Annotated in this window: 7 protein-coding genes; 2 read left to right on the top strand and 5 right to left on the bottom strand. The window is 41.3% G+C overall.

Features of this window, described 5'->3' with window-relative positions:
• From H5154_RS21650 to fabB, 4 genes are all read right to left on the bottom strand, one after another.
• Nucleotides 1-2,001, bottom strand: a 2,001-nt coding sequence (locus tag H5154_RS21650; RefSeq protein WP_310736630.1) for a FimV/HubP family polar landmark protein, incomplete at its 3' end; no start/stop codon positions are given.
• A gap of 319 nt (nt 2,002-2,320) precedes the next feature.
• Nucleotides 2,321-3,337 carry an aspartate-semialdehyde dehydrogenase gene (locus tag H5154_RS21645; RefSeq protein WP_182719579.1) on the bottom strand — a complete coding sequence of 339 codons (1,017 nt, stop codon included), beginning with the start codon at nt 3,335-3,337 and terminating at the stop codon, nt 2,321-2,323.
• Between the two features lie 51 nt (nt 3,338-3,388).
• Nucleotides 3,389-4,507, bottom strand: coding sequence for a 4-phosphoerythronate dehydrogenase (locus H5154_RS21640; protein WP_182719578.1), 1,119 nt, complete (start codon nt 4,505-4,507; stop codon nt 3,389-3,391).
• Between the two features lie 109 nt (nt 4,508-4,616).
• The gene (gene fabB / locus H5154_RS21635; RefSeq protein ID WP_145241506.1) at nt 4,617-5,828 is read right to left on the bottom strand and encodes a beta-ketoacyl-ACP synthase I; all 1,212 of its coding nucleotides are present in this window, start codon (nt 5,826-5,828) and stop codon (nt 4,617-4,619) included.
• A gap of 177 nt (nt 5,829-6,005) precedes the next feature.
• Between fabB and mnmC the strand changes: the two genes are divergently transcribed.
• Together mnmC and H5154_RS21625 are read left to right on the top strand one after the other, a co-directional pair.
• Nucleotides 6,006-8,030: a bifunctional tRNA (5-methylaminomethyl-2-thiouridine)(34)-methyltransferase MnmD/FAD-dependent 5-carboxymethylaminomethyl-2-thiouridine(34) oxidoreductase MnmC gene (gene mnmC / locus H5154_RS21630; RefSeq protein ID WP_182719577.1), complete on the top strand. Its 2,025-nt coding sequence runs from the start codon at nt 6,006-6,008 to the stop codon at nt 8,028-8,030.
• Between the two features lie 29 nt (nt 8,031-8,059).
• The gene (locus tag H5154_RS21625) at nt 8,060-8,389 is read left to right on the top strand and encodes a hypothetical protein (protein WP_145241510.1); all 330 of its coding nucleotides are present in this window, start codon (nt 8,060-8,062) and stop codon (nt 8,387-8,389) included.
• A 317-nt stretch (nt 8,390-8,706) separates the two neighbouring features.
• Here H5154_RS21625 and H5154_RS21620 read toward each other — a convergent pair.
• On the bottom strand, nt 8,707-13,228 hold a 4,522-nt coding region (locus H5154_RS21620), incomplete at its 5' end, for an Ig-like domain-containing protein (protein WP_182719576.1).

The raw sequence follows: 13,228 nt of genomic DNA, 5'->3' as shown, positions 1-13,228 counted from the left end.
ATCGTCTAAATCAAATTCGTCTTCTTCAGCCAGCTCTGGCTCTGCTATTGCTTTATCGCCAGTCTCATCAATTAAACTATCGATGTCGTCTAAATCAAATTCATCTTCTTCAGCCAGCTCCGGCTTTGCTGTTGCTTTATCGCCAGCTTCATCAAGCAGACTGTCAATATCGTCTAAATCAAATTCGTCTTCTTCAGCCAGCTCCGGCTCTGCTGTTGCTTTATCGCCAGCTTCATCAATTAAACTATCAATATCGTCTAAATCAAATTCGTCTTCTTCTGCCAGCTCAGGCTCTACAGTCGCTTTATCGCCAGCTTCATCTATTAAACTGTCAATATCGTCTAAATCAAATTCGTCTTCTTCAGCCAGCTCAGGCTCTGCAGTTGCTTTATCGCCAGCTTCATCAATTAAACTGTCAATATCGTCTAAATCAAATTCGTCTTCTTCAGCAAGCTCTGGCTCTGCAGTTGCTTTATCGCCAGCTTCATCAATAAGGCTGTCAATATCGTCTAAATCAAATTCGTCATTATCGCCGTCATTCTTATCTGTCGGTTGATTACTATTTTGTTCATCAATCAATGCATCAATGTCAAAATCATCACCTTCATCTGCTAACTCTTCACTGAGTGCTGCTAAGTCATCATCTGAATCAAGCGAGTCATCTAATTCAGCAGTCGGTTCATCGCTGTCATTAGCAAATAAATCATCTAGATCTGCTGCACTTAAAATATCGCCATCATTGTTGTCGGCTTTAATATCTAAATCAATGTCGTCGCCTAAGCTATCATCATCTGCTTGATCAAAATCTTGCTGCATGAAGATATCAAGTTCATCATTTTCTTCTTTAGCTTCGTCACTTTCATCAGAAAATACAATGTCGTCGCTCAGTAAGCCATCTAATTCGTCTTGATTTAATAAACTGTCACCATCTTCAAACGCATCATCAATATTGTCATCAAAAATGATATCGTCGTCATCAGGTAAAATATCGTTTTCAAGATCATCAAGCTGAATACTTACATCATCGTCTTCTTGAACTGGATCTGGAATAATTGGATCAAGTGATGGTCCTAAGTCAACATCATCCTCTGTTGTATAACTAGGGCTTTGTGGTAAAAATTCGTCATCATCGGTGCTTTCATCTTCTTTATTACGTTTACGTAAAAACATCACGATTGCAAAGATGATCAATAACGCTGGAATTGTCATTAATAAAATAAGAACTAGCGGATTGGCTAATAGCCCAGCAAAGTCAAATTCACTAGTCTCCTCGAGCTTTTTTGCTTGTTGTTGCTCTATAATTTCGTTCTGTTTTGCAATCAATTCAGAAAGTTGGCGTTGAATTTCACTGTCTTTACCAAGTTGCTCACGAATATTTTCAAGCTCTTTAGACACACCAGTTAACTGTTGCTTTAATTTATTGTTTTCAACTAAAATTTCTTCGACATTATCAACTGACGACTTGAACTGCTTTTGTAATTCAACAAGCTGACTGCCCTGTTGGGTTTTAATGCTGTTGATTTCTTGTTTTAATTCTTGCTTAGCTTCATCAACATCCACTTTGCGTGCTTGAGTTACTTTGGTTTGTGAAGCAGTAATTTCGCTGTTCGTAAGCGTGCCATTTTTCTTTTTTTCCCATAGCTCATCATCTTGCTCTGAGCGCTGTTTGGCAAGCTCCGGGCTTACTGCGCGGATATCGGCTAAGGTAGGGATTTTTAAATACGCACCATCGCGCATATGATTGAGATTTTGATCTAAAAATGATTGCGGATTTTTTTCATATAAAGCCTGCATAACCTGATAAATACTGACGGAGTTATCTGGTCGCACTTTTGCAGCAATTCGCCATAGCGTATCGGTTGGCTTTATTGGCCCAATAGAACGCCCTTGAACGCCATAATCAACGCCTTTAGGGCCTTTAAGTTGGCCACCGTCTTGGGAGTATATCGGTGTTACCACCAATGCAGACGCTAATAAGAGGAGTGTAGCTAAACCGCGCATGCTGATCCTTTAATGTTTAAATGTTAACGCAGCGCCATTAAATTAGACGCTTAAACATTGATTATTTCTTGCAGAAATAACGTACATAAATAAATAGTTAATTAAGTCTTTCTAGCAAGCTCTATTCCAGTTGCAAACTATAAACCAGTTGCGGCTTAATATCCATCGCAACACTTTGATACGTAATAGCTTAAACTTTATCAGCTGGAAGAATTTTTTATCGTTAAGATTAAGTTTATACGCTTTTAGCAGCTATGCGGCAATTATTTGGCAGTTAAAAAATAAAAAAGCGACAAACTGCCGCTTTTCTTGCTTTTAATTAAAGATAGTTCGCTATCAACTCTTCAGCTATTTGCACGCTGTTCGTTGCGGCCCCTTTACGGGTATTATCACTTACAACCCACATATTTAAACCATGCGGATGTGAGATATCTTGACGTAAGCGCCCTACATACACAATGTCATTACCACTTGCATCCGTAACCGGGGTTGGGTAATCCCCTTCGTCTTCTATAAGTTCAAGCCCTGGCGCGTCATTAAGTAACTGTTTTACATGTTCAAAGTCGTACGGCATACGTGTTTCAATGTTAATCGCTTCTGAGTGACCAAAAAATACCGGAACTCGTACACACGTCGGATTAACAGCAATTGTGGTATCACCTAGAATTTTATGGGTTTCGTTAACCATCTTCATTTCTTCACGGGTGTAACCGTTATCTTCAAAAACATCAATTTGTGGGATAACATTAAACGCCATCTGCTTTGGAAATATTTCGCTATTTACAGGGCGTGCATTCATTAAATTAGCAGTTTGTTTTGCAAGTTCATCAACCGCTTTTTTGCCTGCACCCGATACTGCTTGATAAGTAGATACATTAATACGATCGATGCCGTATGCATCATAAATAGGTTTTAATGCCACCATCATTTGAATAGTTGAGCAATTAGGATTAGCAATGATATTGCGATTTCTAAAATCAGCAAGGCTTGCTGCATTTACTTCTGGCACAACCAGTGGTATTTCAAAATCATTTCTAAAGTGCGAAGTGTTATCAATTACTACACATCCTGCATCAGCGGCAATAGGTGCGTATTTTTCTGACACACTGCCACCAGCAGAAAATAAACCAATATGCGCTTGGCTAAAGTCAAACCCTTCAACGTCCTGCACTTCAATAGTTTCACCACGAAACTTAATATCTTCACCAGCGCTGCGACTACTTGCCAATAAAAATAATTGATCAACAGGAAACTTACGATCTTCTAACGTTTCAATAATTTGGCGACCAACAAGACCTGTAGCGCCAAGTACGGCAACATTATATTTTTGTGACATGTGTATTCCTCGTTTAACAGCCGCCATTGTGGCCGCTGTTTAAATTTTAAGTTATTCGACTACGAAACCAAGCCCTTGCAGCAAAGGCGAATATGCGCCTGCACCTAGCACTTTGACTGTGCTAAATTCACGTCGAATGGGGTAGTTTTTACGTAAGCTATCAAACCCTTCACTTGCTAAGTTGTATCGCAAAATACCATCATCACGACGCACATCGTAAACCAGATGGATCAACTGACCTAAATCAGCTTCGCTAAAGGTTTCTTGTAATGTAACTTGGGTAAACGCGGGCACTGGTAAAAAATCAGCTAATGCTTTGCCTGTTTGCAAACCTTTAAGCTCGCACAACTTTTCATAGAGCATTTGCGTGCCACGTGCTTTACCCTCTAAGGTATGGCCTGCGATATGGACACTGGCATAACGCACAAACTCAAGCAATTCAGTTAATATAGAAGGTTCGTTTTCCCATACATCTAATACCACATCGAGCTTGGCACCACCGCGCATAATTTCCAGTAGAGCATGATTATCGACCACATCGCCGCGACTGGCATTAATCAAAATAGTGCCAGGTTTAAGCGCTGCTAAACGCGCTTTGTTCATTAAATGCAAGGTACTATGTTTACCGGTCGTTACTAACGGCACATGGAAAGTGACGATATCCGCTTTACTCAACAACTCATCAATATCTGTATGCTCGGCTAATTGTCCCGCTTCATGCTTAGGTGGATCGCATACTAATACAGTGACATTAAGCGCGGCTAATTTATCTCGCAAACAGCTACCAATACTGCCCACTCCGACAATCCCAATGGTTTTGTGTTCCAAGGTGCAGGCATTTTCTTGGCACAGTGCAAACAAGCTACTGATCACATATTCAGCCACAGCAACGGCATTACAACCAGGTGCGCTCGTAAATGCAATATCACGTTGTTTGAGTAAATCAGTATCAATATGATCAACGCCGATTGTCGCCGTACCTACGTAGCGTAATTTATTAGCATGTATTAACAGTGCTTCATTTACTGAGGTTACCGAGCGAGTTAATAATACATCAACATCAATTAGCTGTTCGCTTTGTAATGTACGACCATCAAAACGCGTTACTTCACCAAAATCAGCAAAATATTGCTCAACAAGTGGCATGTTTTGGTCTGCAAGAATTTTCATTAACAAGTCCAGTAAGCACTAAGAGCCGCTATTGTAACGAACATAGCCGACTTTGAAAACGAAAAAGCCGAGCAAGTTGCTCGGCTTTAATTGTAATGTGGCTTTTTAATTAGCCTTTATATTTACTCATCACTAACGTGGCGTTAGTACCACCAAAACCAAAACTGTTAGACATAACAGTATTTAGTTCAACGTCTTTACGCTCAGTGATAATGTTTAAGCCTGCAGCTTGTTCATCTAGCTCATCAATATTGATTGAAGGCGCAACAAAGCTATGCTCTAACATCAATAGTGAGAAAATAGCTTCATGCACACCAGCGGCGCCCAGTGCATGGCCTGTCATTGCTTTAGTCGCGCTGATCATCGGTGAATTACCACCAAATACTTCTTGAATTGCTCCTAACTCTTTTACATCACCTACTGGTGTAGATGTACCGTGAGTGTTTAGATAATCAATGCTGTCAACGCCTTGCATTGCTTGACGCATACAACGTGCAGCACCTTCACCTGATGGTGCAACCATGTCATAGCCATCAGATGTTGCGCCATAGCCAACAACTTCAGCATAAATGTGTGCACCACGTGCAAGCGCATGTTCAAGTTCTTCAACAACAACAATACCGCCACCACCAGAGATAACAAATCCATCGCGGTTAGCATCATAAGTACGAGAGGCTTTTTCAGGCGTTTCGTTATATTTAGTAGAAAGTGCGCCCATTGCGTCAAATTCCATTGCCAATGTCCAGTGAAGCTCTTCACCGCCACCGGCAAAAACAACGTCTTGTTTGCCTAATTGGATTTGCTCAACTGCGTTACCAATACAGTGTGCAGAGGTTGCACATGCTGAACTGATTGAGTAGTTAACACCTTTAATTTTAAATGGTGTTGCTAAGCATGCCGATGTTGTACTGGCCATGGTGCGCGGAACCATATAAGGACCTACACGTTTTACGCCTTTTTCACGTAAAATGTCAGCCGCTTCAACCTGCCATTTAGATGAACCACCACCGGAACCCACAATGATACCCGTGCGCTCATTTGATACTTGATCATCAGATAAACCAGAATCTGCAATTGCTTGTGCCATTGAGATATACGAATACGCAGCGGCATCGCCCATAAAGCGCATTGCTTTACGGTCAACAAACTCTTTAACGTCAATATCAATTTTGCCAGATACGTTACTACGTAACTTATATTCAGCAAATTCTGGGTTAAAAGCGATTCCGCTCTTACCTGTTTTTAACGATTCTAATACTTCTTCTTTGTTGTTACCGATGCTTGATACAACACCGATGCCCGTAATAACGGCTCTTCTCATGGGTAATTACCTTAGCTTGATACTAAATTGTGTTCTATTTTACGCTGAAACTTACAACGAAGTGGTCAGCTTTCTAGCGTACACTTGTACTCTGAACCTCTAGCTTATAAATAACGCCAGACTATTTCAAAGAAAACACGTAAAATAATGAAAAAAAGTACTCATTAATTGCATGCCATGATTAAAAACGCTGAAATTCACTTTAATAACTTAGGTACACCCGTTGCAGACAACTTTAACGATGTCTACTTTTCGAACGATGATGGCCAAGCTGAGTCTGATTATGTGTTCTACCAGCAAAATAATATGCCTCATCGATTACAAAATCATGACCGTGCACATTTCGTTATCGCTGAAACTGGTTTTGGTACTGGTCTTAATTTTTTAAATACATGGCAACAATTTAAAAATAATCTAACCAGTAGGCAACATCATAGTCAAGAAGTTCACAACCCAGCACAACAAAATGTGCAGCGCTTACATTTTATGTCTTTTGAAAAGTATCCGATTAAAACAGACGATCTGCAAAAGGCATTGCAAGTATGGCCTAGTTTAGCACCATTGAGTAAACAGTTACTTGCTAAGTACCCGATTAATTTGGCTGGTTGCCATCGTCTTGAATTTGACAATGGTCAAATTATACTCGATTTATATTTTGGCGATGTGCAAGAATCACTCGCAGCTATAAGCTACCCGCAAACAGGTATTATCGATGCGTGGTATCTAGATGGCTTTGCACCGAGTAAAAATCCAGAAATGTGGCAGCCAGCCTTATTTAATTCAATGGTGGATATTTCTCGTAGTAATGCCACGTTTGCAACCTTTACGGTTGCAGGTGTTGTACGTAGAGGTCTTGCTGATGCAGGGTTTGCGGTACAAAAAATCAAAGGTCATGGCAAAAAAAATGAAATGCTGATTGGTTCTTTAGCCCATGCTAATCAAGCACAATCGGCGCCACCTTATCTGGCTCATCAGCAAAGTTCACTTAAAAACGTTGCTGTCATTGGCGGAGGGATAGCCAGCAGCGCTATTTTATATAGCTTGGCGAAACGTGGGGTTAACAGCCAACTTTTTTGCCAAGATCCCCAACTCGCGATGGGCGCATCTCATAATGTACAAGGTGCGATTTATCCGCACTTACAAGCAAAAAACTCCCCGCACAGTGAGCTTTTTGCGCACAGTTTTTTATATGCGAAACGACTTTATCAGCAACTCACTGAGAATGGCTTTCACTATGATCATCAATGGTGCGGCGTATTACAACACGCGATCAAACAACCCTTAGTTGAGCGCCATCAAAATATTGAACATAAACAGCTGTGGCCAGATGAACTCATGCACGGCGTAACGCCTGAGCAAGGTGATGAAATTGCCGGTGTAAGTACAGGCTACTCTGGCGTATATTTCCCGTTAGGTGGATGGGTTAACCCACCACAATTAGTGAGCGCTCTGTTCCAACAAGCCCATAAACTCAAACCAATTAAAAGCCATTTTAATTGTGATATCGAACAGCTTGAGAAAACCCCGCAAGGCTGGCTGTTATTGAGCCAAGGGCAACAGTTTGGCCCATTTAGTGACGTTATTGTATGTGCTGGTGAGCACAGCGACCGTTTTGTACAAACTCAGGCTCTGCCAATTGTTGGCGTGCGTGGTCAAGTATCCCATGTACAAGCAAGTCCTGCATCACGTAAACTAAAAACCGTGCTATGTCATAAAGGCTACTTTACTCCTGCTTATTTAGACCATCACTGTATGGGCGCAACATTCGAGAAGAACTCAAAAAGCCGCGCAGTCAAAGACCAAGACAATCAAACAAATCGCGAGCAACTGCTTCACTTTTATGGACAAACCGACTTTGCCAGTAGTCTAGGTGAGATCACGGCAGCTAAAGCCGCTGTACGTTGTAGTTTTATTGATCACCTCCCTATAGCCGGAGAATGGCCGCAGCAAAGTGATTATATTCACGCGTTTGCCAATTTACGCGCAGGGAAACGCTATCAATATCAATCCTTACAAAAACCACAACAAGGACTACACATACTCACAGGCTTTGGGGCTCGTGGCTTATGCAGTGCGCCCCTGTGTGCAGAACAATTAGTTGCTGCACTTAACAATGAACCACAGCCTTTGAGTGAACGAGTAAGCCAAGCGATTCACCCAGCCCGCTTTATTGTAAGAGATTTAATTCGAAATAAAATTTAACTTAGCAAAAATAGCGTGTAGGAACCGATGTGATAAAAATAATAACACCACTGATGTTAGCAATAAGCCTAACCTCAGTGACTTGCGCTGCAAATTTAGACAGCGTTCCGCTACCAGCTGATTTTAAGTACTCATTACAAATTGCCGATGACTACCCACTGATACAAACTGGCTATGTTGCTCAGTCGATTACAAAAGTGAGTGCTTTTTATCAACAAGCTTTAGGTAAGTCTGAGCTTATTATCGGTGATAATAAACGCCGAACGTTGTTTTATACCATCGACAAGAAAACCGTGCGGATCAGCTTATATGCTCGTGACTACCGAACCGAAATAGCGATTATGATCACGCAACCATAATCGCTTGACGGCGAACTGATCTGAATACGTATGCATAAAACAAATTGTTAAGCTTATAGCAAAAGCACCAAAGCAAAACGAGGCCCGATACCGTGAGACCCGAAGCTAATGGCTTAAAGGTGATCACTATCTTAAATACCCTAATTTATTTCCGATGTTAGAAGGTAATCGCTTGCCCAACAAGCGGATCATCTTGATAAGACAGTTAAGTAGCTCAATGATCTTGAAAAGGCATTGTCGCTAAACTTGGGTTGTTTAAGTATTAAATACAAAAACGGCTAGAAAGCTAGCCGTTTTTATTTACGCTTTAATGACTCCTAAAATTGATATTGGAATCCTAGCGCCCATTCATTCACATCGTTTTCTCTTAGCTTATAATGGCTATAGTTAATTGAAACATCTGTATTTTCAAGCACTGGATAAGCTAATTGCCCGCCCAAATAAGGGCGTGTATTGGTGTCACTATATGTAATTTTTTGCCCCGTAGATGAGCGGCTATCGATTGAATAATGATAATGGAAAGCCCCTACAAAAACCTTACTCTTAACTTGGCCCAACAGCGGAAATACATAAGCTGTTTGTATCGCAGGTCCTTGTGACAATACCGGCACGGTTTGTGATACATTCAATTGCGCGTTACTTGGATCAAGCGTATCTCCAACAAAGGTCATACTACCTTCGCCTAAGTTGATATAGCGTACGCCAAATTGCCAATTAGTCGCTAAGGAATAAATTGCGCCTATTGACCAACTAATATCGGTATCGTCGTATTCAGTATTCGCTAATTCGACTGATTGATTAGTTGTGGTTGAGCCTGCAACGGCCGCATAACCAATAGTGCCATCCATAGACCACTCACCTGCTAGTACAGGCTGACTGACTACCGCAGCCGTAGCGAGTAAAGCCCATGGCGTCAGTTTTGATTGGCGACGTATAAAGACTAAACCAATCATTAACAACACCATGGTGCTGCCTAAACTACCTGATGAGCTATTTTTAACCGTGGTGGTTGTATAAGCTTTTACGGTCACTTTTACTTCTCCTTTAGCTTCAGCACCTTTACTGTCAGTCACTGTGTATTCAATTAAATCAACACCTTCAAAACCTACTTTAGGTTGGTAATTCAATGTGCCATCGTTATTTATAGTGACTGTTCCTTGCGTAGCTTGCGCGCTTATTAAACTAAGTGCATCACCATCCGCATCGCTGTCATTGGAGAGTACATCAATAACTATTTGCGTGCGGTCGTTGGTGCTTGCAGTATCAGCAATAGTTGTTGGGGCACTGTTTACTACCACACTAACAGTCGCTGTACCAAAGGCTGTTCCACCTTTACCATCAGACACACTGTAGTTGATTGTTGCAGTACCAATAAAATCAAGTAATGGTTGATAACTAAGTTGATTATTAACGATTGCTACCTCACCAAAATCAACACTTGCACTGGTGAGCATCAATACATCATTATCTGCATCGCTATCATTACTGAGCACATCAATAACAATACTATTACCTAGTGCAATAGTTACTTGATCTGATTGTGTAACAGGCGCGCTGTTAGTACTACTCATAACGCTAACGCCGCCTGGATCAACAATTTGACCATTCGCTACGCCATCAGCATCATTGATACCACCATCAGTTATGCGTAATTGTACACACCAGTCACCTTCTTTAAGCCCTTCTTGCCACAGCTGACTATTTGGTGAAGGGCAATACCCTTGCTCACCTTGAGTAGAATAGACCTTATCGCCGTTGCTGGTATTAAAGTCAATCCACTCATTATTGATAAGCTTTCTATAAATCGCCCCCGCTGGTATTGGCATTCTTTGCGGAAGCACTATGTGGTAGTTTTCACCTTTTTGCTCCATGGCGGTTACTATAAAGCTAAAGTAACCACCAGAGTTATCCATCCCAACATCTGCAGGCAATTCATTTTCAAACAATTGTGCTGCGCCACTGCTATTTTGTATGCTTGAGAATGCTTTTCTTAAACATGCTCCCGCATCCCCCTCGACAAGAAACTGCGCGGACTCATTTACTTGCTCAGGTAATACATTACATTCATTAATATTATCCAAATAATCAGGAATACCATCACGGTCATTATCTTGTAGACCTTCGATATTGTCTGGTATTAAGTCATTATCAGTATCGGCAGTTGTTAACTCAGGTAACTGAGCTACCACTTCAACATAACTGGTCACTGTAGTTGATAAGCTATCCACAGCGTCATCTGTTGCGGTTACTGCTATTTCATAAATACCAATATCGAGTTCAGCTGTAGAGAACACAAATGTATCAGCCGCATTACCTAGATCAACAATCCGTTCATCTGCTGCTTGCCAACTGAATGAAATATTATCTCCAGGGTTATTATCTGTTGCCAACGCTGTAATTGTTACGAGATCGTCACTGGCTAAAACAAATGGCCGAGGCTGATTATTTTGCTCCGTTATCGTAACTAAGCTTGGTGCTATATTACTCTCTGAAATAGTCATAATATTAGAGGCTTGCGCGCCAGTATTAAGGCTATCGTCAAGCGTTATAACTATTGTTTCATCCGCTTCAATCTCACTATCTGCAAAGACTCTAAAGTTGATCTCACCAACGAGGCCTTGTTCAATAACCACTTCACCGCTGATTAAATCATGATCATCTGATGTTGCGGTTCCAGATACGCTGTAAGGTACAGTGACAGGATAACTTGCCGCTGTTCCATTCAAGTAAACCCGAGTGGTATAACTTTGATCCTCAGCAACAACTTTATTTTTACCTAGTGATATTTGCGGGTGAACCATTACTTGCTGGCTAGCCATTGTGGTTTTACCACTACTGTCTGTCGCTTGCCAATACACTTGATGTACACCTGGCGTAAACAACATACTTTGATTTAAAGTTGCGACTGGTAATCTGTTTTGCTCGCTATCAAACGCAAGAGCTGTACCCAGCTTAACTCGAGTAAACAATCCTGTTGCATCAATATCCACATCAGCTGGAGGTGTAATGGTTGGTGCACCTAGTTGGCCATCAGTAAAGTTAATAAAAGCAAACCCTGTGCTTTGTGCTTGCGCGGGGTCGGCAATAATATACTCAACTTTAATAGTGCCTTGGTTACTTGCGCTAAATTGATAGACAAGCTGCTGGTCAACAATACTCACTGTACCCACTGACGCCCTAGCACCAATAATTGTTATTACATCACCATCAACATCAGTATCATTCGCCAATACATCAAGTATATAACGGCCGCTTTCTGTTCGCGCTAAGTCAAAGGTATCTTCCACAGCAACCGGTTGATCGTTTACTGACTCAACAGTAATTAACGCCGTAGCTATAGCTGAACTTGTTTTACCATCAGTCACTAAATAGCTAAAGGTGTCGCTACCATGATAATCAGCCTGTGGCTGATAACTAAATACCGTTCCTTGCACCGTTAAGCTACCAAACTGTGGTTGAGTGACCACTTCTATAACTAAATTGTCGTTATCACTGTCACTAACCTGAGCACTGACACTGAGGTTATTATCTTCTTTAACGCGCATTACCATATCATTAGCAACAGGCGGCGCATTCACATACGTTACATCAATACTAAATGGGTTAAGCGTACTGCTTAACTGCCCATCGGTTACGCTGATCAAAATATTACTATATAGACCAACGTCATCTCGTGTCGGTATACCACTTAATGTACCACTTGTGCTATCAAACGTTGCCCAACTCGGCTTGTTCGCAATCGTCAATGATAAACTGGTATTATCAATATCCGACACAATTGGCGTAAATGAGTAACCTGTATCTTGCGCGATTGATGTTGCAGGTGAACCGCTGATTGTTGGTGCATCGTTAACATTCACTACTGTCAGTGTAAATGGGGTTAAACTTTGACTTGCAATCCCATCAGTTACACGCACCGTGATGCCTGCATAACTTCCTACATCAGCATTGCTTGGTCTGCCTGATAGCTCCCCTGTGGTGGTATCAAAGTTCAACCAACTTGGTTTATTTTCAATACTGAAGCTGAGGTTATCGCCATCATTATCTGTCGCTAGTGGTACAAAGCTATATAAGTCATTTTCATTAACCGCTAAGCTTGGTACTCCAGTAATCACTGGCAAATCGTTAATACTATTAATCGTTACTGATACTGTGCTCGGTGCTGAATCAAGTAATCCATCATTCGCTATATAACTAAACTGATCGTCACCAAAGTAATTTGCACTGCCTTGATAAGTAACTTGCTCACCTGAGATAGTCGCAGTGCCATGAGTTGGTTGACTAACGATTGTATAGATTAATGTATCACCATCAACATCACTACCGAGTAAGTTCATAACGACTGGCATGTCTTCATCAGTAACGCCGGTTTGTAGACCAACAACTGGCGCGTCATTCACTGCGGTGATAACTAACGATACCGGCGTTATTGTTGAATCTAATAGTCCATCATTAACAACAAAGCTAAAGCCATCACTGCCGTTATAATTGGCGTTTGGCGTATATAACCAACTATCATTACTTTGCTGCACAAGCGAGCCATGTAATGCGCCTTCATCAAGACGATAGCTTAGATCATCGTTCTCAATATCTGAGCCAACCAAGGTGATCAAAACACTATTATCTTCTGCAAGTATTAAGCTTTGCGGAATACCTAAAGGCGCATCATTGACTGGGTTTACAGTCATGGTGACAGTAGCAAGGTTAGATACCTCGCCATTGCTGTCTTTAACTGTGTAAGTAAAGCTGTCGTCACCATAGTAATCTGCATTGGCGGTGTAAATGATTGCCCCCGTTGCGGTTACTTGAGTTTGCCCATTGCTTGGTGCACTGACAACC

The organism is Pseudoalteromonas sp. SR44-5 (genome assembly GCF_014163675.1).
GTDB classification, from domain to species: Bacteria; Pseudomonadota; Gammaproteobacteria; order Enterobacterales; family Alteromonadaceae; genus Pseudoalteromonas; species Pseudoalteromonas rhizosphaerae.
The sequence above is the reverse complement of the archived record's forward strand: the minus strand, read 5'-3'. Positions and strand labels throughout refer to the sequence as shown.

Bases quoted from the DNA above. Each gene is read 5' to 3' on its own strand.
- H5154_RS21640 (WP_182719578.1), bottom strand. From the start codon at position 4,507: ATGAAAATTCTTGCAGACCAAAACATGCCACTTGTTGAGCAATATTTT.
- mnmC (WP_182719577.1), top strand. From the start codon at position 6,006: ATGATTAAAAACGCTGAAATTCACTTTAATAACTTAGGTACACCCGTT.
- fabB (WP_145241506.1), bottom strand. From the start codon at position 5,828: ATGAGAAGAGCCGTTATTACGGGCATCGGTGTTGTATCAAGCATCGGT.
- H5154_RS21645 (WP_182719579.1), bottom strand. From the start codon at position 3,337: ATGTCACAAAAATATAATGTTGCCGTACTTGGCGCTACAGGTCTTGTT.